Genomic DNA, 23,187 nt, shown 5'->3' with positions numbered 1-23,187 from the left:
GGATTAGCGATGTCGGGGTTGGCGATGTCCGGATTGGCAATATCGGGGTTGGCGATGTCCGGGTTCGCGATGTCGGGGTTATAGACCTCGGCGTTGGCGATGTCCGGGTTGGCGATGTCTGGGTTGGCGATATCCGGGTTGGCGATGTCCGGGTTGGCGATGTCCGGGTTCAAGATGATGCGTTCGGTCAGCGGCACCGCAGGTGTCGTCCCGCCGTACGGCATCTCGACCACGTCGACCTGTATCTGTGCCTTCGGGTTCGAAGACGTGGCGTACACCGAGCGGGCGGCCGTCGATCGGCTGGGCGTCGTCACGATGATGCTGGTGAGCGGCGCCAGGGCCTGGCCGGCGGAGTCAACGTCGAACTGCCGGAACGACGCGCGGCCGCCTGCGGGCTGGCCGGCGATGGTCATGCGGAACGACTTGGTCGTCGGCGACGTGTTCTGCGCGAAGACCACGAAGGCCCGCTGGACCGTGGAGCTGAGCGGCTTGGTGTTACCAGGCGACCCGGTGACCAAACCGGTTGATACGCGGGCCGTATAGATGTTCTGGTTGCGCGATCCGGTCGAGTTAACGTCGCACGTCTGAGACACGTTCTGCGTCGGGTCAAAAACGCTCACCCCGGTGCGCGCGGTTGGCGGGGTGTAGTTGGACCAATCGGGTTTCCCGTTCGGACCCGCAGCGGGCTGCCGCACGTCGCGGTTGTCGGTCCACACGGCGTGGAAGACCGGCTGCGAGCCGTTCGTGTTGAAGGCCCAGCCGCCCGTGGCGGTCGGAACGAATGCCGGCGACACGGCGACATCCACGTAGTCGCCCATGAACGGGGCCGTGCCCTTCTTGAACATCGGCAGGTTCGGCGGGTTGTACTGCAACTGGTCCTCGACGAGCGTGCCGTCCGGTGCTCTTCTGAACGCGGCCAGGTAATCGGAGACGCGCACCGACGTCGCAAACACCGGCGTAGCCCCAGGTAGTCCCATCGACGCGCGCAGGTCGAGTGTGTGCCGCTTGTAAGCGGCGGCAATGGCGCTCTTGTCGTCGATGAGTTGCGTGAACTGCCCCGAGACGTCTTCGCGCAGGTCGTAGTAAACAAGCACGAGCCGCCCGCCGCCAAATGTCAGCGAGGGCATTAACTGGTGTCCGTTGTTGCCTTCGTTGGTGGCGACCGGCGTCGGCGCCGTCCAGGCACGGCCGTCTGGCGACGTGGCGATGACGATGCGGGCATCGTTCTGCGGCGATGAGGTGAAGCCGCGTTCGGCCCACGCCAGATAGACCCGCCCCGTGCCGTCGATGGCCATCGACGGATAGGAATTGGTCCGGAACATTAGGAATGCGTTGATATCGGAGGTGGGCTGATCGAACTCCGCGACCTCGCCGGCCACATTGACCGGCCTTCCGACCGCGGGCTTCTTCGACTTCTTCCCCGTCCGTTCATGCTCCTGATCTTCCTCTTCTTCCCTCTCCCTCGATTTCCCCCGGTGCTCGAAGTAGCGCCCAGGGTCGTGATCGCCCTTGTCGTCCCGATCGTGGGCAAAGGCACGGGCCAAGCCAGGCGCGCTGAAGCGGCGGCCGCGGTCGACCGAGCGCGCCGACATGATGGCATCGGTCTGTCCAGGTGCGGCGCTCGACGCGAACTGTCGCCACGCCACGTGCACTGTGCCGTTGCGCGGGTCGATGGCGATCGACGCGCCCTGGTTGACCCGGCCGCCGTCGTTGACCTTGGCCGGCGCCGACCACGACGCGCCGCAGTCGGTGGAGCGCGACAGCAGGATGTCCGATCGCAGCCCGAGGCCGTCTTCGTAGATCGACGAGAACGCGGCATACACGGCGCCCGCCGGAATCACTTGCTTCGAGCCGTTGGGTCCCGGAATGCGGCAGGTGCCACCGTCGCGTGGGATATCCACCGCAATCCATGGCTTGTCCAGAAACCGCCGGCCATTGTTGCGGGCGACGAGCGTCGTGCCGACGTATTGGAGCGGGTCACCGGGCGGTTGCCCCTGCCTGGCCTGATAGTTGTCTTCCCGATTGTTGTTGTCGATGTAGCGCGCGACGAAGACGGCGCTTCGCCCGCCTTCTCCGCGGTCGAAGGCCAGTCCTGCGTAATAGAAAAGACCGTTGGTGCCCGCCCGCACGACGGGGTCGGCCCCGGCCTGATAGCCGTAAAGCGGTGAGGTCATGCCTTCGGTCGAGGTGTCCTGCGGATACCCTGGCAGCAGCGTCGTCCGCCAGCGTTGACCGCCGTCGAAAGACTTGAAGAGCCCGAGCCAGGCGTCGCCCGTCTCATCCGCCCCATTCACAAACGGCAGATCGACCGTGCGGTAGTCGTTGGCGCCCGCCAGCAGGTGCAGCGGGTTCCTGGTGGAGACGGCCACGGACGGTTCGTTCTGGCGCTGGAGGTAGGGGTCGCCGTCGGGCCACTTGGTGCCCGACACCATGTTGACGTTGCGGCCGGGAATCTGGGCCTGGATGGTGGACATCGCCAAACCGATGGCGAAGCAGGCACCGAGAACTAGACGCACGTACGCATTACGTCGCGGCGCAAGGGGAGCGAACCGGCGCATGAGACCGCCTCCAAAAGCTGTGGCTATTCAGTTACCCAGGGAACTACTCAGGCGGACTACAAGGACGTTCAGATGGAACAAAGACCGGTAAGTGTAAGCCAGCCCACCTGCTTGCACAAACAATTGCGACCTTAGTTTTTCCTTATTTTTCGCGCGGAACGGCTCAAAAACACGAGTCGCCAGCGGTCGAACCTTCGAGATCTGGCCGAAATCCGCCTACCGATGGACGGAATAGGTGACCTTGAGCACCAGCGACTTGTTGGCGCGGCCGTCGAAGGCGCCGTCCGTGTAGCGCGTCTCGTTGTAGACCAGGAACACGTTGTCGATGGTCCGGAAGATGTAGTTCACGCGCACCTGCGTCGCGGCCAGCTGGCCGGCGCTGTTGTATTGCGCAAACGCCGAGGTCAGCAGGTTGGTCGAGAACGACACGTTGGCCCGCAGGCCAAACAGGTGGGTGACAAACGACCCGGGCGACAGCTGGACGTCGTTGATCTGGTAGCTCGGGTTGATCGACAGCATCTTGTTCGGCCGCAGGTCGCCGGCCAGCGTCACGGTCTTCTTGGTGCCGTCGTAGAAATTGCCGGCGCTGAGCGACACGTTGCCGCTGACCTTGCGGCCGTTGTACGACCGGAGGTTCACCGTGAGCCCGCTCCAGTCGTAGGTGCCGACCGGCAGCACCACGCCGGGGCCGATGTTGAAGGGACGCACCACGCGCTCGAAGCTGTCGAACGGCACGATCTCGATGCGGTCGCCGGTTTCAAACGCGGTGGCGAAGGTGAAGTTGCTCTCGCGGCTCCTGAGCACGCGCTCGTGGTCGTGGTACCACACGGTGCTCGGGGTCAGCTCGAACTGGCGGATGCGCCAGCGTTTCGGCCGCGGCTTGAGCGACCCGCGCACGCCGATCAGCCGCTCGCGCGCGCGCACGTAGCCGATGCCCGGGTTGAAGCCCGGGTCGATGTCGATGTAGTTGGCGCCCGCCTCGACGAAGTCGTCGCGCCACTCGGCGCCCAGTTGCGTGGCCCACTGCGCCGGCTTGCCGCGGTCTTCCGATCGCGCGGCGAGTCCCATCACATTCAGGTTGTTGAAGAACGTGAACCGCGCATCCGCGCCCAGCACCGTGTTGCGCAACCCGCCGCCTTGCCGGTTGGTGACCATGGCGCCGACGTAGGAGCGGCCGAGGATCTCCTTGCGCACGCGTCCCACCGTGTAGTTCTCGCCGGCCTGGCGGCCGGTGTCGTCGGTCTGCGCGTTCAGCACGCCGACATCGAATCCCCCGACCTTACCGGTGAGCTTGCCGCCCACCGGGATGGTGATGGGCGTGCCCTGGTTCGAGAGGCCGATGTTGCGGCTGTAGAACAACTCGAGGGGCGGCGGCCCGAAGTGGAGCAGGCCCACGCCCATTCGCAACGAGTCGGCGCCCTCGACGAAGAACTGGCGCTTCTCGGGGAAGAACAGGCTGAAGCGGGTGAGGTTGACCTGCTGCGCATCCACTTCGGTCTGCGCGAAGTCAGGGTTCACCGCCAGGTCGGCGGTCAGGGTCGACGTGGCCTGCCACTTCAGGTCGTCGATGCCGAGGTCCGTGATGCGGCGCCGGGACACCGGCACCGCGACGGCGTCGAGCGACTCGGCGCCGCCGAGGAAGTACGGGCGCAGGCGGATGCGCTCCGCCTGCTTGATGTCGGCGAGCCCGTTGAGCTGCCCGGCCTGCGAGACGTTCTGGAACGCGAAGTTGCGGCCCCATCCCGCCCAGTAGGACATCTCGTTGCGGCGCTTGATCACGCGCTCGAAGTTGAGGCCCCACGCCTGCGACGCGGCGCCGGTGAAGCGCAGGATCTTGAAGGGGATGGCAATCTCCACCGACCAGCCGGTGTCGGTGAGCACGGCGGCGGCGGTCCACTGCTCGTCCCAGTCGGCGTAGTAGAAGCGCGCCTCGTTGCGGACCAGCGCGTCGAAGCGGGTGCCGCCCGGGTTGACGCGGAACACGAACGCGTTGCGGTGATCGTGGTAGGTGTCGAGCAGCACCGAAAAGGTGTCGTCGCTCTCGAGCGTGTTGTCGCGGCGCAGCTCCGAAGCGCGGATCTCGGCCGGCACGCTGTCGGTCATGATGGCGCCGATGTAGAGGTGGGCCTGGTCGTAGGCGATCCGGACCGTGGTGGCTTCACTGGCGTCGGCGCCCTGGTCCGGCTCGCGCTGCCTGAAGCCGCTGATCACGGCGGCCTTCTGCCAGATCGGATCGTCAAGGCGCCCATCGAGTTTCGGCGGCGCCGTGGTCTTCAGCGCCTGCGCCGTCGGTGCCGAGGGGGACTGTGCCTGGGAGGTTGCCGGGAGACCGAGAAGGCAGAAAAGAACTATCGAGACTCTACAAGAACACACGCGCGGACGAGCTTACCATGTGGACGGATGACTACTGACCGGTTGGGCTCCTGGTGGCCGCGGCTGCGGGCCGCGGTGATCGCAATGCTCGTGATCGTGACGACGTCAGCCTGCGCCGCGTCGCGGTCAGCCCCAGCGGGTCCCGGCACGCCGATCGCCGGCTTCCCGCCGCTGCTGACGTGGATGGGCGAGTTCACGCGGCCGTCCGGCGCTCCTAATCCGCGGATTGCTGGGAGCCAGAGATTCGGCAGCCTGTCGGGCCTCGTGCTCGATGCGACAAGCGGACAGTGGCTGAGCGTGATTGACGACCGCGAGGGCTCGCGCGTGGCGTGGCTGTCCGTGACGCTGACCGGCGGACGGTTCGAGGTGTCGCCGACCCGCGTCCAGGCGCTGAGCGCCGGCCCAGGCGTGGTCGATCGGATTGCGACGCAGGCGGACCTCGAGGCCATCACCGCACTGCCGGACGGCACCTTCCTGATGGGCGAGGAAGGCCACCTGACCAGGGACGGCGTGTGGCAGCCGGCCATTCTCCAGGTGACGCGAGATGGTGTGGTCACCGGCGTGATCGGCTACCCGAAGGAATTCCAGATCAGCGTCGATGGCCGGACCGGTGTCCGCGACAACCAGGGGTTCGAGAGCCTGACGCGCACGCCGGGCGGCCGCCTGATCGCCGGTCTAGAACAACCGCTGGCGGAGCACGCCGTCACCACGTCCGCGCGCGGCGGCGAGGGCCGCCTGATCGAGTTTGAGCCGAGCGGCGCGACCTGGAAGCCCGGGCGGCAGTGGCGCTACACGATTTCGCCAACGCCCAAGGTTGACGGCTTTCCGGACATCTGCAGCGACGGCGAGAACGGCCTGGTGGAGCTGCTGGCAATCTCCGAGACCACGCTGATCGCCCTGGAACGGGCGTGCCTGATGAACGCGGCCGGCACCGTGCCCGCCAACGCGATCCAGTTGTTCTCGGTCACCCTGTCGGGAAACACCGCGCGCAAGACGCTGCTGCTGGATCTCTCGACGCTGGCGCCGAAGCTGTCGCCGGCGCTGGCCCACCTGGAGAATTTCGAAGGGCTCGCGTTTGGCCCGACCGCCGGCGGCCTGCGCACGCTGCTGGTGATGTCGGACGACAACTTCCGCCCGACGCAGAAGACGTCGTTCCTGTTGTTCGGGATGCGATAGGTCCGCCTAAAGGCGGACACTACATCGATGTGGTGTCCGCCTTTAGGCGGACCTATTCCACAAACTTGTAACCCACTCCCCTCACCGTGAGCAGGTGCTTCGGCTTGGTCGGGTCGACTTCCAGGTATCGCCGCAACCGCACGATGAAGTTGTCGATCGCGCGCGTGTCGGTGTCTTCGTGCAGGTCCCACACTTCCTCGAGAATCGCCTTGCGCGACACCGCCCGGCCGGCGTTGCGCACCAGGTACTGCAGCAGGTCGCACTCCATCTGTGTGAGCTGGTACGCCTTGTCGCCCACGCGCAGTTCGAGCGCCTCGAGATCCAGGGTGCGGCCCGCGAACGTCAACTGCTCGTGCTCGTGCACGGGCTGCTGCAGCCACTGCCGCCGCCGCAGCAGTCCGTGCAGCCGCGCCAGCAGGATCTGCAACTCGAACGGCTTCGGCAGGTAGTCGTCGGCGCCGGCTTCGAAGCCCTGCAACACGTCCGCCGGCCGGCTGCGCGCCGTCAGCATCAACACCGGAACGTAGTGGCCGGCGGCGCGCAGCTGCTTCACCACCTCGAACCCGTTCCGCCCCGGCAGCATCACGTCGAGCACCACCGCGTCGTAGGCGTCGCGATTGGCCAGCAGGCGCTCGAGCGCGGCCTGGCCATCCCCTTCGATGTCAACGGCGTGGCCCTCGGCCTCGAGGTTGAAGCGCAGGCCGTCGGCCAGGTGGGCCTCATCTTCGACGATCAGGATCTTGCTCACCCTTCGACTCGCTTTCCCGCGCCTTCGGCGCGGGCAAGCTCGCTCAGGGCAGGTCCTTCGACTGGCGCCAGCCCGCTTCGAGCCGCCGTTTTCACGCGCGGCAGCTCGAGCGTGAACGTCGAACCCTTGCCCTCGCCCGTACTTTCGGCAAACACGCGGCCGCCGTGCGCCTTGGCGATCGAGCGGACGATGTACAGGCCGAGGCCGGTGCCCTTGACCTTGACGCCGTCGGCCTGGAAGCGGTAAAAGCGGCTGAAGATACGCCCGAGTTGCGCGCGCGGAATGCCGACGCCGGCGTCCTTGACGCGCACCCACGCCGTGTCGGGCGTGGCCGCGACCGCCTGCACCGTCACGTGCGGCGTGCCGCTCGAATACTTCACGGCGTTGTCGAGCAGGTTGGCAATGGCGGTGCGCAGGTCGTCGACGTTGCCGTCAACCACGAGCAGCGTGCCGGGATCCGCGTCGGCGAGCGTCACCGCCGTGTCCGGCAGGTGGTGCCGCATGCGGGCGATGTCGATGCAGTCCTGCACCAGCCACACCAGATCGACCGGCGCGCGGTGATCGAGCTTGCGCTTGTGGCGGGCATGGCCGGCCTTCAGCACCTGCTCCACCGTGTGCTGCAGCCGGTCGGCGTCCTGCAGCATGATGCGGTAGAACTCCTTGCGCTGCGCGTCGCCGACCTCCCGCGCCTGGAGCGTTTCCAGGTACAGGCGAATCGACGCGATCGGTGTCTTGAGTTCGTGGGTGACGGAGTTGAGGAAGCTGTCTTGCTGCTCGGTGATGCCCATCTCGCGGACCAGGAACACCGTGTAGACGATCAGGCCGGCGATGATGAGCGCGAAGGTGATGACGCCGAGAACGAGCGGCGCCACGCGCCGCCCGTTCACGAGAATCCAGCCGATGTTGAGCGTGACCGCCGCGGCAACGAGCACGACGCAGAGGACGACGAAGACGATGGAAGCCGTCTGGCGCCTGGTCACCCTGCCATTCTAGGCCAACGCGGAGCGCGGCTCCGCGGACGTCAGGCGGCTTCTTCTTCCAGCTCCTGGCGGACCTTGGCGACCTTCACGTCCCAGGCCAGGCCCACCGCCTTCATGAGGCTGATGGCAATCCAGTTCATGTCGAACTCGTACCAGGCCAGGCCGTGGCGCGCCGACACCGGGTGGGCGTGGTGGTTGTTGTGCCAGCCCTCGCCGAACGAGAGCAGCGCCACCCACCAGCTGTTGCGCGAGTCATCCTTGGTCTGGAAGCGGCGCGAACCCCAGATGTGCGTGGCCGAGTTCACCAGCCAGGTGGCGTGCAGCAGGAAGGTGGTGCGGAAGAACGTGCCCCAGAGGACATACGGAATGCCGCCAAATGCGAGCAGGCCGAGGCCGACCACTACTTGCGGCACCCAGTGCCACTTGCTCATGAACACGTGGAACGGATCCTTGCAGAGGTCCGGCGCGTAGCGGCGCAGCACCTCGGTGTCGTGGTGCATGCCCTTGCCCATCAGGATCCAGCCCATGTGCGCCCAGAACGCGCCTTCTTTCGGCGTGTGCGGATCGCCGTCCTGATCCGAGTACTGGTGGTGAATGCGATGCGTGGCCACCCAGAAAATGGGCCCGCCCTCGAGCGCCAGCGTGGCGCAGGTGGTGAGGAAGTACTCCATCCACTTGGGCGTCTTGTAGCCGCGGTGCGTCAGCAGGCGGTGATACGCCATGCCGATGCCCAGCGAGCCCGCCACCCACCACAGGATGACCGCCGCCATGATGGCGCCGAAGTCGATGTACCAGAACGCCGCGACGGCGCCGATGTGGAACGCCGTCATCGCAATGAAGGTGATCCAGTTAATACCCTTGGCGGCCTTGCGGCCATAAATCTCGGTCACAGGAATCATGATGGACAGACAGTAGCAGGCCCTCAAAGCCCGCTCTGTAATAGTTCTGTCAGGCCTTCAACCCTTGTTATGTCAGCAACTTAATGATACTTGTTATAGCCATATATGGCTGCAACATCCCTTGAGCGCGAGCTCAAGCGTGGGAGCGCCGAACTCCTCATCCTCGCCCTGCTCGAAGAGCAGGAGCGTCACGGCTATCAGATCGCCCAACTGATCACCGAACGCAGCGGCGGCGTGATCACCTTTCACGTCACCTCTCTCTACCCCACCCTGTATCGCCTCGAGGACAAAGGACTGATCGAAGGGCGCTGGGTGGAAAAGCACCACCTTCGCCAAGGCTCCGGTGGTCAAGCCGCCGGGCGGCGTCGCCGCTATTACCGGCTGACACCAGGTGGCCGCGGAGTACTCGCCAAGCAGCGAGCAGTTTGGGAAGCGTTTTCCGCCGCGCTCACGCGTGTGGCCGGCGAGCCGCTTGAAGAGTTGCCGTAGCGGACGCAGGGCGCAGACCCCTCGGCAACACCTGCTCGGAGTCAGACCCCTATTTCAGGACGAACCGCCGCCACGTCTCCACCATCGCGCGATCCGGTCCGCCCAGCGCCTGGTGGCGCTCGACGTAGTTGCGGAAGCGCGCGAGGTGGTCGGCGCTGAGACCCTTGTCCTGCACGTGCATGCGATAGAGCACTTGGATCGCGATGAACAGGAGCGGCTGGTCGTCGTTCTTGGTATTGTCGAGCAGGTCCACGAGCTTCGGCAGCGCCCCGCCGTAGTCGCCGAGCATGGCCAGCGCGGTGGCTTCGCGGCGGATGCGGTCACTGTCGCTGGCCCACGCCGACGGCGCCTCTTCGATTAGATCCACCGCCTGCCGGCCGTCACCCATGCGCAGCAGCGCATCGACGAGCGCGGGATACACGGCGCCAGGGTTTTCGCTGAGCAGCGCCATCTGCCACGCGCCCACCGCCTCCTTGTCGCGGCCGAGCGCGGCATGGGTGGCGCCGAGGTAGAACGCCGCGCCGAGGAAGTCGGACGCGCCCTTCAGGGTCTGCTGGAACCACGCCGCCGCCTGTGGCACCTCGCCCTTGCTGAAGGCTTCCAGGCCGCGCACGAACGCCAGGTTCAGCTCATCGTCCGGGGTACTGCCCGCGTCCGCGGGCGCCGAGAACTGGCCGTTGCGCGCCTTCTCGATGACCTCTTCCACGGCCGGCGAAGGCGGATGCAGGGCGGTCAGGCCATCCAGGAACGGCGCGACCACGTTCGGGATCAACACCGTTCCCCTCACGAAGCGCGGCACCGGCGCGAAGATCTTCACCTCTGCCAGCGGCGCCGGCGGGGCATCCGGATCCAGCGGCACGCGCGGATCGATCGACACCGCCGTGGTCTCGGCGACAACGGGAGCCATGAGAAACGGTCGCACCAGCCGCAGATCCGGTTGCCCCGGGGCCTTGACGATGGCGCGGGCGACGTACTCGCCCGGCGGCAGCACGCCGAGTTTCAGCGTGGCCGCGAACGCCCGCAGGTTGTTGCCGCGCGGCGCCTGCCGCGCCTCCACGCTCACCAGCGGATTGCCGTTCTCGGCGTCCGCGATCTCGATCATCACCTTCGCCCGGCCCAGCAGGCTGGCGTCACTGCCGCTGATCTCGACCATCGCGGTCAGGGTCTCGGAATCGATGATGGCGGAGGGCCGCGGCCGCGGCAACTCGCCGGCGGTGGGCGGCTGCGGCACGAGCATCAGGTCCGACACGTTCAAGCCACCGCCCATGCGCGACGGGCGCGCGTTGATGGTGTGGTGCACGCTGCCGGCGCGGCCCCGCTCATCGACCGCCGCCACGCGCAAGGTGTACTCCCCGGGATCGAGCAGGAGCGACGTGAGGATCAGGCGCGGCGACTCGCCCCGCACGCTGGCCGGAGCCAGCGTGGTCAGGCCGGCGCGATTCATCACCGTGCGATCGTTCTTGTCGAGGACGATCACGCCGACCGGCAGGTCCATCCCGGTGGCCGCCGCATCGCCCACTTCGGCGCTGATCACGACGCGCACTTTGGCGGTGCCGGAGTCGAGGGCGGTGAAGCTGGCCACGCGCATCGGCAACACCCGGCTGGGCAGCGGCTGCCGCAGCACCTCAGTCAGTTGTTCCATCGGTGTCATGGCGGCCGTGGCGGCCGCGGTTTCGACGGTGTCGCGCAGCACGAACGTCGGCCGCGCCCGCACGGTCAGGCCGCGCGGTTTCACCTGCACGCGGATGCGGTGTTCCTTCCCGGTGCGATCGGCCTCGGTGGGCTCGAATCCGAGCAGGTAGTAGCCGGAGAGCTCGCGGCCGAGCCGATCGAACGCGATGTTCGCCGCGGCGTTGACGGTCGCCAGCGTTCCGCGCGTCTGTTCCGCCAGCAGCTCCAGCCCCTCGCTCAACAGCCCATCGTCGTAGAAGCGCGACAGGCCCGGGGCGGTCGCGTCGTCCATGTCGAAGAACGACTGGCCGGGACGGATGATGTGGATGGTGGCGCGCGCCTCGGCGGCGCGGCGGCCAATCTCGCGCATGTTCTGGCGATCGCGGCCGACGAACATGCCCTCGGAGATCATCACGATGTTGATCGGGGTCTTGAGTTGCGCGAGGCCCTTGAGCAGGCCTTCGAGGGCCGTGACCCCGATCCGCGTCCGTGAGCTGGCCTCGAGGAGCAGGCTCCGCGCGTCGCTTTCCACGGTGGTGGTGCAGGCGTCGAGGGCGGGACCGGTGTCGCCGGCGCACTCGCGGGCGATGGCCTGCTCCCACAGCGAGGTGTCGTTGTTCTCGAGCGCCCACGCTTCGCTGATGTTGACCTTGGCCATGCCGGCGCGGGCCGAGACGCTGCCGCTGACCTTGAGCAGCGCCTCGGCGACGCGCTTGCGATCCGAGGTGAACTCGACGTTGCCGACGCCGGTGGGCAGGCGCGCGAGGCCGACCAGGTCGCCGGGCGCCAGCCGATCGAACAGCGTTTGCGCGGTGCGCAGCACCGAGCGCGACGACCCGACGCGCAGGTTGCTCTCGTCCACCACGAACAGCAGCAGGCGGCCGGTGGTGGCCGACTCGTTCGACGTGTAGTTGGTCTCCCGCGGAGTGGCCGGGGTGGTGTTGGTCGGGGCCGTGGAAATGAACTGGACCGACTGGATCGGCCGCGGCTGCCCGTTGACCTGCAACTCGAAGTCGCCGGCCGCCAGGGTGGGCACCGGCCTGGCGTCGCGATCCACCACGTTGACGTCGACGAGCACCAGTTCCGCCTTGGTCTCGAAGCTTGGCCGTGGCGGCGCCGGTTGCGGCTGCTGGGCGCCAAGCGTGACTACGCCACCCACCCAGGCGAGGGCGACCGTCACGAGCGCGCGCGTGGTCGTCATTTAGGAACCCGGCGCGCGATAACCCTGTCGCGCGCGAACGGAGTAGCCGGTGCCCGGGATCTCGATCTTGACCTCGCGCCAGGCGCCGTCGCGCCTGGGGTTGGTGGACTCGTAGCCGATCATGTATTGATTCGACAGCTCCTCAAGGATTTCGGCGAAGGGCTGGTCGAGCTGATCGCTCCGCTCCACGAACAGGGCGCGCCCGCCGCTGAGGTCCACCAGGCGTTCGATGCCGGACTTGAGCTGCGCTTCCTTCACCCCGCGGCCGAGCGCCACCATGAACAGGGTGGCGTCGTTGGCGCGCACGGCCTTTTCCACGGCGGTGATGGTGGCGTGGCTCGAGCGGTCGTCGCCGTCGCTGAACACGACGAGCACGCGGCGGCCCGAGGCGCGCGACAGCTGCTGCACGCCGCGCACGATCACGTCGTAGAGCGCGGTGCCGCCCCATGGTGACAGCCGATCCACCGCGCGCGTGCGCTGCACGACGCTGGTCTCGCGGCGGGTGAGCGTGAACATGTTGTCGTTGAAGGCGACCAGCGTAACCTGGTCTTTCGGCCCCAGCGCGCCCAGGAACTTCTTCACCGCGTTCTTCAGCTGCGGCATGGCCTGCGTCATGCTCTCGCTGACGTCGATCGCCACCACGATCTCGAGCGGCGAGCCTTCGGCGGAGAAGTGTCCGATCACTTGCGGCTGGCCGTCCTCGGTGAGGCGGAACGCGGTTTGCGGCAGGCCCGACACGAAGCGATGGTCGCGGGTCACGACCGCGGTGACCTGCACCACCTCGACGTTCACCTTCTCGACCTGGTCGAGCCCCTTGGTGCGCGAGCTGGCGACCACGCGGCCGCCGCCGATCAGGTTGGCCACCACGCGCAACACGTGCGGCCTGATCTCGGCGCCGGCGTCCCACGTGCACTCGGCGGCGATCGGGTCCAGCACGTTGCAGACCTGCTTGCCGTCGGCGAAGAACAACAACTGCGCCACGCGCGTGGCCAGCATCTTCGGGAGGATCTCGGCCTTCAGCACGGTGGCACCGCTCACGTAGAAATCCGGCTCGGGCGAGACGATGCGGATCTCGAGCCCGGGTGGCGGGAGTTCCTGCGCCGAGGCCGCCAGCGTGAACGCCGTGAGTAGGACGAACAGTCGGAACATCAATGACAACCTGCGTAGGGGTCAGACCCCTCGGCACTGCTTGCTCGGGGTCAGACCCCTACTGCGAGCGGAGCGGGCCGTTGCCGGCCAGCGCCGCCACGTAATCTTCTACCCGCGACGGCGAAAGCGCCAGTGCCTGTCGCGCCATGGCCGGCCAGTCGTCCGGGAAGCGCGCCGCGACGTCGTGCCAGTAATCCTGGGCCGCAAAAGTCAGCAATGACGGCACCAGGCGCGCGGGGAGCTTGAGGCGCGCCGTTTCTTCGGCCAGCCGCAGGATGAGGTCCGGCGCCTGCGTGCCGATGACGCCGCCGTCGGCGCGGCCGCCGAAGTCTTCCCACGGCGCCGACTCGGGCATGGCCGTGACCAGTCGTCCGTCGAGGCCTTCGGAATAGACCCCCCAGCGATCGAGCGCGGCCTTGCTCATCTCCGGCTTCCCGAGCCAGAGCAACTCGCGCAGCGCGAACAGCGACGCCACCGCCTCCGGCGTGCGGGTCGCGGTCCAGGGCAGCGTCTGGCGGACGACCGGCGACAGGCGCGCCTCGCCGGCGAGCGCCGTCAGCGCGGCGATGTTGGCGCCGGCCGCTGCCACGCGCCGGCGTCCGCGGGCCAGCGCCTGCACGATGCGATCGCGGTCGGCGTCGGTGAGGTCGCGCGCGTTCAGCGAAGGGATCGAGCGAGCGATGGTCAGCTGATCGTTGAGGTTGATGGTTGGCGCCACCGGCATCTCGTTGTCGGCCAGGCGGCGCAGCGACAGCCGCGCCAGGCCGAGGTCGAGGCCGAGGAGCGCGCCTTCGACCCGCCATGGCAAGCCGTCACCGGCCTGATCGCGGGGCGGCGACCACGCCAGGCCGTTGCGGCGCGCCGCGGCCGGCGCGTCGAGGCCGAAATCATGGCGCGTGATGATGTCGGCGCCCAGCAGCGCGGGGCCAGACGGATCGCCGAGCGCCGGCGCGTAGACGAGTGCCATCAGCGCATCGGCGATCGGCTGGGCCTGCCCTGACGCCAGGGCGGCATCCAGGCCGGGCGACTCCAGTTGCTCGCGAATCTCCTGGATCCGCTGGTACTCGGCGGCGGTCAGATCCAATTGGTAGGTCAGGCCTTCCCACTCGATTACGGGCAACGCGGGCTCACCCGGCGGCCCGGCCATGGCCTGCAGGAACTTGGACTCGTACGCCGTTCGCGTGGTCCACCGGTCGGGCCTCACCAGCGGCGGCAGCGCATCCGACAAGGTGGTGGTGAGCCACTGCGCCACCGCGGGCGTGATCGGCGCATCGTGATCCACGGCGCCGGCCAGCGACAACACCAGCCGTTCGGCGGCCTCGGTGGTGATCGCGCGCGACACCCGCGCGCGCTCGACGATGGCCAGCGCGCCTTGCAGCGCGATCAGGCCGTGCCGGCGCTCGCGGCCCGGACGCTCGCCGAGACGCTGCGCCGCGGCCACGGCCTTGGCGTAAGTACCCGGCGCGCGGATGCCGAGCCGATCCAGCGTCAGGAGCAGCGCGCGATACCGCCGATAGCCGGCCAGCGCCATCATCACATCCGTCGCGTCGGCCTCGGTGACGGTGCCGAACACCGCCTGCGCGAACCGCGCCATCTCGTAGCGATCGCGCCGTTCCCGCGGGGGCGCGGAGGCGATCTTCACCGCGAGCCACGCCAGCGTGACCGGCGTCGCCGGCGACCGTGGCACCGCCGCGGCCTCGCGCCGCGACAGGTCCTCTTGATCGAACGCCGCCTCCCAGAGCCACTGCCAGTTGGGCGCGGCCACCGAGCCGTTGCTGATGGCGACCTGCGTCGTGACCATCCACGCATCGGCGACGCCGCGCAGGAACGGATGCTCCTCGAGCTTCCAGTTCTGGTCGCCGGTGCGAAAGCCGTCGAACAGGGCGCGGGCCTGTTCGACCTGCGCGTCGATCGGGCCGGGACCGTAGGCGACCGCGAGGCGCTCGGCGCTCATCGACGCGATGGTGTCGTAGAACCACGCGAGGCGGCCCGACTCGCGCGTGACGATGGCGCGAATGAAGTCGGCGGGGCGCGCCACCTTTTCACCCGCGAGGGCCTCCCAGATTGGCTCCGCGGCGGCGCCGCCGGGCACGGCAATCTTGCCGTTGTCGATCTTCAGCCCGCGCGCCGCGACCGAGAAGGCGCCCGGCGCAGTGCGCGTGAGCCAGCGCAACAGCGCGCGATCGCGGTCCAGCAACTGCCGCACCGACGGATCGGCCGTCAGCGTCGCGCCGCACACGAGCAGCACCGAGCGATTGGAGAGGAGCGCGGGGAAGAGGTCGGCGCGGCCATTGAGCTCCAGCAGGTCGCGCCAGTGGTCCGCGGTGAGCGGCGCGGCGATGGTGATCGGCCTGGAGTCCGGCGGCCGCGGGGTGGCCGCCACGCCCTGGCTGTGGGTCTGCCGCGCCAGCAGCGCCAGCGCGGCCCCTCGTTCCTCGGGCGCGAGGCCCAGTTCCTCGTACGTGGCGGTGCCGCCCGTCACTGGGAGGTCAAAGAAACCTGGGACGGGTGTGCGCTCGTCAAATACTGTGAGGAGCGCCGCCAGCGCAAGCACGAGGAGGCGGGTCAAGCCCCACACTTATACTTCAACCCTTCAACCCTGCCGGCCGTCAAAGCCCCCATGAGCCTCGACCACCTTCGCCAGGACCTTCGCCACTCGGTTCGCGGCCTGCTGCGCGCGCCGGCGTTCACCATCATCACCATCCTGACGTTGGCCCTTGGCATTGGCGCCAATACCGCCATCTTCTCGATCGTCAACGGCGTGATCCTGCGCCCGCTCGGCTATTCGAAGCCCGAGCAGTTGATGTACCTCACCACGCAGTTTCCCGCTTTCGGGTTCTTGCAGTTCTGGGTGTCGCCGCCGGAGTATTTCGAGTTCCGCGAGATCACCAAGTCGTTTTCGGCGGTTGGCGCCTACACCACCGGCGAGGTCAACCTCACCGCCGGTGATCGCCCGATGCGGGTGCGGTCGGCGTCGGTGGACGACCAGTTGATGACCGCCCTCGGCGTCCAACCGGCGCAGGGCCGCCTCTTTGCCAAGGGCGAAACGGATTTGACCGGACCACCGCCCCAGCCCGGCGCCCCGCCCCAGCAGTTGCCGGCCGTGCTCCTGCTGTCGCACGAGCTGTGGCAGCGCGCCTTCGGCGGGCAGCCGATGATCGGCCAGCTGGTCGAGGTCAACGGGCTGCGCCGCGAAGTGATCGGCATCATGCCGCCGGGCGCCGACGTCATGGACAACCGCACCGAGATCTGGATGCCGCTCGGCTTGAATCCCGGCAACCGCCAGAACCGCGGCAACCATTTCCTCTACTTGATCGGGCGTCTCAAGGCCGGCGTGACGCCGCAGGCGGCGCAGACGGAGCTGGCGGGGCTGATCCAGAACTGGGGCGATCGCGTCGGCGTCAAGAACCACGTGTTCGCGCCGCTGCCCAAGACCGCGGAGGAGAGGAAGACCAACTTCGGGCACATCCTGCAGATGAAGCCGGTGCAGGACGAGATTGTCGGCAGCGCCAGCCGCTCGATCTGGGTGCTGCAGGCGGCGGTGGGGTTGGTGCTGCTGATCGCCTGCGCCAACCTGGCGAACCTGTTGCTGGCGCGCGCGGAAACCCGGCATCGCGAGTTCGCCGTGCGCACGGCGCTCGGCGCCGGCCGCGGCCGGCTGCTGCGGCAGTTCATGACCGAGGGCGCGCTGCTGTCGATGGCCGGCGGCGCGCTCGGCCTGCTGTTGGCGCAGGTGGGCGTGCAGGCGCTGGTGCGCGCCTACCCCGCGAGCCTGCCGCGGACCAGCGAGGTGACGGTCGATCCGCTCGTGCTGCTGTTCACGTTCGGCGTGTCGATCGCGACCGGATTGATCTTCGGCCTGGCGCCGATCATGCACACGCGCGTGAAGGGCCTGGTCACGGCCTTGAAGGAAGGCGGCGCCAAGGGCGCCACCGGCGCGGCCCGTCACCACGTTCGACGCGGGCTGGTCATGGTCGAAGTGGCGCTTGCCGTGATGCTCGTGATTGGCGCCGGCCTGCTGTTGCGCACCGTCTACAACCTGTCCTCGGTGGACGCCGGCTTCGATCGGTCGCGCCTGGTCACCTTCTCGCTGACCCTGCCGACCGCCAACTACCCGCAGGCGAACTCGCGCGGGCAAATGTACCAGCGGCTGCTCGACAAGCTGCGCGCCATGCCGGGCGTGCAGGCCGCCTCGGGCATGTCGGGCCTGCCGCCGAACCGGCCGCTCAACGCCAACGACACCGACATCGACAACTACACCGCGCCGCCAGAGGGGCCATTCGAGAACATCGACTACTACCAGCAGGTGATGACCGACTACTTCGAGACCATGGGCATCCCCATCGTGCAGGGCCGCGGGTTCCAGGCGAGCGATGCCGCGTCGCCCGGGCTGGTGGCCGTGGTCAACGAGACGCTCGTCAACACCTTCTGGAAGGGGCAGAACCCGATTGGCCAGCGCCTGCGCCCGAGCTCCCAGCTGGGCGACAAGGCGCCCTGGTTCACGGTGATCGGCGTCGCCAAAGCCGTGAAGCAGGGCGGCGTCGATCAGAAGACCGGCCACGAGTTCTACGGCCTGATCGATCAGACCGCCCTCGCCGGCCCGCCGTTCAACTTCGCGCCAGGCACCCTGAACATGGTGATGCGCTCGACGCTGCCGGCCGACACGCTGCTGCAGACCGTGGAGGGGGTGGTTCGCGAGGCCGACCGCACCGTGCCGGTGGTGCGGCTCCGCGAGATGAACGACGTGTTCGAGGAATCGATCCGGCGCCCGCGGCTGCTGGCGCAGTTGCTCGGTGTCTTCGCCGGCCTGGCGCTGCTGCTGGCGGCGATCGGCACCTACGGCGTGCTGTCGTACATGGTGGCCGAGCGCCGGAGGGAGATCGGCATCCGCATGGCGCTGGGCGCCGACCAGTCGAGCGTGATGGCGCAGGTCATGAGGCAGGGCCTGACGCTGACGACCATCGGCATTGTCGCCGGCCTGGCCGGCGCGTTCGGGCTGAACCGGCTGATCGCATCGCTGCTGTTTGGCGTGGAGCCGACGGATCCGACCACGCTGGTGGCGGTGGTTGCGACCATTACGCTGGTGGCGGCGGTCGCCTGCTGGCTGCCGGCCTGGCGCGCCTCACGCGTGGACCCGAACGTGGTGTTGCGGGACGACTAGGGCGGGACGCGAGCGAAGCGGGCGCGACTCCTATATGATCCCTTGCCATGGATCGACGTTCTCTCCTCAAGTTTGGCGGCCTGGCCGCCGTTGGCTTTGCCGCTGAAGCGTGCGCCCCCAGGACCGCGGCGAAACCGCAGGTGTCGGCGCCGAAGCGCCCTCCCGTGCGGCTGGCGCTGGTCAATGCCTCGTGGGACCGCGTGATTCGCACCACCATCGGCTTGCGCCCGCACCGGCCGTCGGGTTTCGTGCTCAAGGCCGACAAGCTCGATAACAAGACCATCATCCACAACTTCGGCCACGGCGGGTCGGGCATGTCGCTGTCGTGGGGCACCGCCTCGATGGCCACCGACCTGGCGCTGCCGCACACCGAGCGCCGTGCCGCCGTGCTCGGCTCCGGCGTCGTCGGGCTCACGACCGCGCGCGAGCTGCAGCGCCACGGCTTCGAGGTCACCATTTACGCGGCCACGGTGCCGCCCGACACCACGTCGAACATGTCGCTGGCCGGCTTCACGCCGACCTCGGGGCTGGTGGATTTCAAGAGCCGCACGGCGGCGTGGGACGCGCAGTTCCAGCAGGCCGTGGTCATTGCCTATCGGCGCCTGCAGTTGCTGATTGGCCCGAAGTACGGCGTGACGTGGATCATGAACTACGCGCCTACCGACAACGCGGAGGCGGCGCGCGGCAGCAACGTCCTGCTGCCGGAAAGCGTGCAGGGCTCGCGCCAACTGCTGCAGCCCGGCGAACACCCGTTCCCCACCAAGTACGCGATCGAGCGTCCCGAGATGCGCATCGAACCGTCGATCTATCTCGACGCGCTGATGAACGACTTCCTGCTGTGGGGCGGCAAGGTCGTGATCCGCAAGTTCGAAACGCCGCGCGACATCACCGCGCTCAGTGAGAACGTGATCGTCAACTGTACCGGCCTCGGCGCCAAGGCGCTGTTCAACGATCCCGAGTTGGTGCCGCTCAAGGGCCAGCTAGTGGTGCTGACGCCGCAGGCCGAGGTCAACTACGGCACCAGCGGCGGCTCCCGCAGCGCCTCGTCCGAGCCCGGCGTGGGCATTCACATGATGGCGCGGTCCGACGGCATCATCCTCGGCGGCACGTCACAGCGCGACGTCTGGACGCTGGACGTGGATGAGAAGGAGAGGGCCCGGGTGGTCGAGGGCCACATCGAGCTGTTCAATGCGATGCGGGGGCTGGCGCGGACGTAACTGCAAAGGGGTCAGACCCCTCGGCACCTCTTGCTCGGGGTCAGACCCCTGATTCGGGGTCAGACCCCGAGATGGGCTGCGGCAAACGCCCACTGATCGGCCTTCTCTTCAATCAGCTTGTCGGTCGGGCGATAGCCGTGCGAGCCCTGCGTTTCCACGCGGATCAGCGCCGGCCGGTCGCATCCCTGCGCGGCCTGCAGCGCCGCCGTGAACTTGAACGAGTGGCTCGGCACCACGCGGTCGTCGTGGTCCGCGGTCGTGACCAGCGTCGCCGGATAGCACGTGCCCGCCTTCAAGTTGTGAAGTGGCGAGTACTTGAACAAGTACGAGAACTGCGCCGGATCCGACGCTGACCCGTACTCCGTGGCCCACAAGCGTCCGCCCGTGAAACGATCGTAGCGCAACATGTCCATCACGCCCACCGCGGGCATGGCCACCGCGAACAGGTCCGGCCGTTGTTCCATCACCGCGCCGACGAGCAGGCCGCCGTTTGAGCCGCCCATCATCCCGAGCTGCGCGGGGTTCGTGTACTTTTCGCGGACCAGGTACTCGGCCACCGCGATGAAGTCGTCGAAGACGTTCTGTTTCTTCTCGAGGTAGCCGGCCTTGTGCCAGGCCTCGCCGTATTCCGCGCCGCCGCGCATGTTCACGGTCACGAACACGCCGCCCAGTTCGAGCCAGGCCGGCACGTCGGGTCGATACGCCGGCAGCACGCTGATCGAGAAGCCGCCGTAGCCGTAGATCATCGCCGGGTTGGCGCCGTGCTGCGCGAGGCCCTTGCGCGCGGTCAGGAAGAACGGGACGCGCGTGCCGTCTGGCGACGTCGCAAACAACGCGCGCGTTTCATACTGGCTCGCATCGATGGGCGGCACTGGCGGCTCGAAGGCCTCGCGGCTCGCGCTGTAGGGATCGTAGGAATAGACGGTGCCCGGCACCAGCGGCGAGCTGAAGCCAAACCACACGTCAGGCGCATCGGCGCGGCCCTCGAGTCCGGACACGGTGCCGACGCCGGGCAACGCGATGTCACCCGCGGGGGCGCCGTCGAGGCCGAACATCCGCAGCCGGCTCTGCACATCCACGAGGTAGTGGACGACGATGCGGCCGCCGATGAGGGCGGCGTGTTCGATGGCTTCCCGCTGCTCGGGAACCACGACCTTCCACGCCGCCGGCTCCGGGTTCTCCAGGTCGATCGCGATGACGCGGCGATTCGGCGCGTCTTTGTCGGAGCGCAGGTAGATGCGCGATCGGTAGTTCCCGATCGGCGCGTACTCCGCGTCCCCGGTTTCGACCACTGGCCGGATTGGACCGCCGACGACGGGCTCGAGCGGGTCGCCGAGCGCCAGGTAATGCAGCTGGTTGTTGTTCTCGGCGCCGCGATAGGTGCGAATGAGCAGGTATCGCCCGTCTTCGGTCACGGTGCCGTTGACGATCCACGCCGGATGGTCCAGGCGCTGGTACACCAGCCGATCGTTCGCCTGCGATGTGCCGAGGCGATGGTAGTAAATGGCCTGGTTCGAGAGCGCCGCTTCGAGCACCTTGTGCGTGGGCGGCTCCGGATAGCGCGAGTAGAAGAAGCCCTTCGAGTCGCGGGTCCACGACAGGTCCGAAAAGCGGACCCAGTGCACTTCATCCGGCAGGTCGAGCCCGGTGGTGATGTCGCGGACGCGGATGGTCTCCCAGTCCGCGCCGCCCTTGGCGCATGCAAACGCGATCAGCCGCGCATCCGGAGACGGCGTGAAGTGCGCGAGCGAGACGGATCCATCGGGAGACAGCGCATTCGGATCCAGCACCATCGTGGCGTCGCCGCGCCGGCCGTCGCGGGTGAAGACGGGCGCCTGTCGCTGCAGTCCGGTGTTACGGGAATAGAACAGTCTGCCGCCCTCGACCGCGGGCAGGCTGGTGCGCGCGTAGTCCCACAGCTCGGTGAGCCGGCGAACGAGCGGAGCACGATGGGGCAGGCCGTCGAGGTGCGCGCGGGTGACCGCATTCTGCGCGGCCACCCACTCGGCAACCTCGGGCGATTCGAGGTCTTCCATCCACCGGTACGGATCGGCGACCGGCGTCGCGCCGTAGGTGTCAACGACGTCGCCCTTGCGCGAGGGCGGGTACGAACGCATGCGCTACTTCGCGCGGGCGAGATCGACGACGGCGTCCCAGTTGAAGCGGACGAAGCGGTAGAGCTCGCTTTCGAGGATGCGTTCCTGATCGCTGTGGGCGCCGAAGCCCTTCGGACCGTCTTCGCTGTCGAGCGCCGGGCCAACCCCGTAGCACTGCATGCCCTTCTGGCGCAGGAACGCCATGTCGGTGGCGCCGGTGCTCATGGTGGGCAGCGTAATGGTCTTGTAGTGCTTGGTGATGTTGGCTTCGATCACCTTGAAGGCCTCGGAGTCGAGCCTGGCCGTGGGCGTGGGCGGCCGCGTGTCGCGGGCGCCGTAGCTGACCTCCACCTGGGGGTCGTTGACGACCTGCTTGACCAGCTCGAGAAACTTCGCCGGGTCCTCATCGGGCGCGAGGCGCGTATCGATGTTCGCGGTGCCTTCGGAGGGAATCACGTTGGTGCGGTAGCCGCCCGAGATCATCGTCGGCGAGAGCGACGTCCGCAGCATCGACCAGTGGCTGGGCTCGTTCTTGCGCAGGTACGCGTCGGCCGGCCCCGAGACCTTCGGATCCGGGTTCAGCAGATCGCGGTAGCGCGCCGCCTCGGCAGGCGACGACACGGTGGCCAGCCGCTTGAAGTAGGCGGCGGTGGTTTCGTTAATCCGCAAGGGCGGGGTCCAGGCGGCAATCGCGCCGACCGCCTCGCCGAGGTGGGCGAGGGCGTTGCTCTCGAGCGGCACCGAGCCGTGGCCGGCCACGCCCTTCGCCGTCACGGTGATGGCCCGCGGAATCTTCTCGACGGTCTGCACCCTCGCGAACTTCACTTCGCCTCCCGTCCGGGTCAGGCTGCCGCCCTCGGCGTAGCAGAACTCGGCATCGATCTCGGCGAAGTGCTGGTTGGCCATGAACTGGATGCCGAGGCGGGAGGCGCCTTCTTCGCCGGCCTCGGCCAGGAAGATCACGTCGCGATCGAGCTTCACGTTCAGGCGCTTGAGCATCAGCATGGTCATGAGGTTGGCGACCACGTTGTCTTTGTCGTCCACCGTGCCGCGGCCGTAGATGAAGCCGCCGTCGCGCACACCGCCGAAGGGCGGGTGGGTCCACTTCTTCGGATCGACGTTGACGGTGTCGGTGTGACCCAGCAGCAGCAGCGGCCGCTGCTTGCCGCTGCCCTTGAGGCGCGCGACCAGGTTGGGCCGGTTCGGCTCCAGTGTGAAGATCTGGACGGGAATGCCTTCCGCCTCCAGCACCTGCTTCATGTAGTCCACCACCGGCTTCTCGCCGCCCGGCGGGTCGGTGGTGTCCATCTTGATGATGGCGAGGAAGTGACGGAGCGTCTCTTCGTCGGCCTTGGCCCAGTCGGGCTGCGCCGGTGGTTGCGCCAGAAGAGTAGTGGTGAGCAGGGTGACGGTGAGCAGGGCTACGCGCATGGCGAGTAGCCTAGCATGGCCGTCGGCGTGCCGCGGAA

Annotated in this window: 14 protein-coding genes; 4 read left to right on the top strand and 10 right to left on the bottom strand. The window is 67.8% G+C overall.

Annotation, left to right across the window (positions count from 1 at the left end; genetic code table 11):
- Positions 1–2,516 (bottom strand): hypothetical protein (locus WC815_23680; GenBank protein ID MFA5911792.1); only part of this gene is annotated, 2,516 nt, incomplete at its 3' end.
- Between the two features lie 258 nt (positions 2,517–2,774).
- Positions 2,775–4,931, bottom strand: coding sequence for a DUF5916 domain-containing protein (locus WC815_23675; GenBank protein ID MFA5911791.1), 2,157 nt, complete (start codon positions 4,929–4,931; stop codon positions 2,775–2,777).
- Between the two features lie 27 nt (positions 4,932–4,958).
- Between WC815_23675 and WC815_23670 the strand changes: the two genes are divergently transcribed.
- Entirely contained in the window at positions 4,959–6,107 is a 1,149-nt protein-coding gene (locus tag WC815_23670; protein ID MFA5911790.1) for an esterase-like activity of phytase family protein, read from the top strand.
- 52 nt (positions 6,108–6,159) lie between these two features.
- Here the strand turns inward: WC815_23670 and WC815_23665 are convergent, their stop codons facing one another.
- From WC815_23665 to WC815_23655, 3 genes are read right to left on the bottom strand one after another with little or no spacing between them, the layout of a single operon-like run.
- Positions 6,160–6,855 carry a response regulator transcription factor gene (locus tag WC815_23665; protein ID MFA5911789.1) on the bottom strand — a complete coding sequence of 232 codons (696 nt, stop codon included), beginning with the start codon at positions 6,853–6,855 and terminating at the stop codon, positions 6,160–6,162.
- On the bottom strand, positions 6,852–7,835 hold the full coding sequence (locus WC815_23660) for a HAMP domain-containing sensor histidine kinase (protein ID MFA5911788.1): 984 nt from the start codon (positions 7,833–7,835) through the stop codon (positions 6,852–6,854). Before WC815_23660 ends, WC815_23665 begins: the two co-directional genes overlap by 4 nt.
- 41 nt (positions 7,836–7,876) lie before the next feature.
- On the bottom strand, positions 7,877–8,725 hold the full coding sequence (locus WC815_23655; protein ID MFA5911787.1) for a fatty acid desaturase: 849 nt from the start codon (positions 8,723–8,725) through the stop codon (positions 7,877–7,879).
- 114 nt (positions 8,726–8,839) lie between these two features.
- Here WC815_23655 and WC815_23650 point away from each other — a divergent pair, with 114 nt between their 5' ends.
- Entirely contained in the window at positions 8,840–9,223 is a 384-nt protein-coding gene (locus WC815_23650; GenBank protein MFA5911786.1) for a helix-turn-helix transcriptional regulator, read from the top strand.
- A 49-nt stretch (positions 9,224–9,272) separates the two neighbouring features.
- Here WC815_23650 and WC815_23645 read toward each other — a convergent pair whose 3' ends face one another.
- From WC815_23645 to WC815_23635, 3 genes are read right to left on the bottom strand one after another with little or no spacing between them, the layout of a single operon-like run.
- On the bottom strand, positions 9,273–12,095 hold the full coding sequence (locus tag WC815_23645) for a VWA domain-containing protein (GenBank protein ID MFA5911785.1): 2,823 nt from the start codon (positions 12,093–12,095) through the stop codon (positions 9,273–9,275).
- Positions 12,096–13,244 (bottom strand): VWA domain-containing protein, encoded by a 1,149-nt coding sequence (locus WC815_23640; GenBank protein ID MFA5911784.1) that lies wholly within the window; start codon positions 13,242–13,244, stop codon positions 12,096–12,098. It abuts the gene before it with no gap.
- A 58-nt stretch (positions 13,245–13,302) separates the two neighbouring features.
- Positions 13,303–15,813, bottom strand: coding sequence for a hypothetical protein (locus WC815_23635; protein MFA5911783.1), 2,511 nt, complete (start codon positions 15,811–15,813; stop codon positions 13,303–13,305).
- 51 nt (positions 15,814–15,864) lie between these two features.
- Here WC815_23635 and WC815_23630 point away from each other — a divergent pair, with 51 nt between their 5' ends.
- Entirely contained in the window at positions 15,865–18,405 is a 2,541-nt protein-coding gene (locus tag WC815_23630; GenBank protein MFA5911782.1) for an ABC transporter permease, read from the top strand.
- A 47-nt stretch (positions 18,406–18,452) separates the two neighbouring features.
- Entirely contained in the window at positions 18,453–19,622 is a 1,170-nt protein-coding gene (locus WC815_23625) for an FAD-dependent oxidoreductase (GenBank protein ID MFA5911781.1), read from the top strand.
- A gap of 59 nt (positions 19,623–19,681) precedes the next feature.
- Here the strand turns inward: WC815_23625 and WC815_23620 are convergent, their stop codons facing one another.
- Together WC815_23620 and WC815_23615 are read right to left on the bottom strand one after the other, a co-directional pair.
- A complete protein-coding gene (locus WC815_23620) occupies positions 19,682–21,739 on the bottom strand; it encodes a prolyl oligopeptidase family serine peptidase (protein ID MFA5911780.1) in 2,058 nt (685 codons plus the stop codon).
- Between the two features lie 3 nt (positions 21,740–21,742).
- Positions 21,743–23,149 (bottom strand): M20/M25/M40 family metallo-hydrolase, encoded by a 1,407-nt coding sequence (locus tag WC815_23615; GenBank protein ID MFA5911779.1) that lies wholly within the window; start codon positions 23,147–23,149, stop codon positions 21,743–21,745.
- Positions 23,150–23,187 lie beyond the last annotated feature (38 nt).

The organism is Vicinamibacterales bacterium (assembly GCA_041659285.1).
GTDB lineage: Bacteria > Acidobacteriota > Vicinamibacteria > Vicinamibacterales > UBA2999 > 12-FULL-67-14b.
This window is presented reverse-complemented; position numbering and strand designations above follow the sequence as displayed.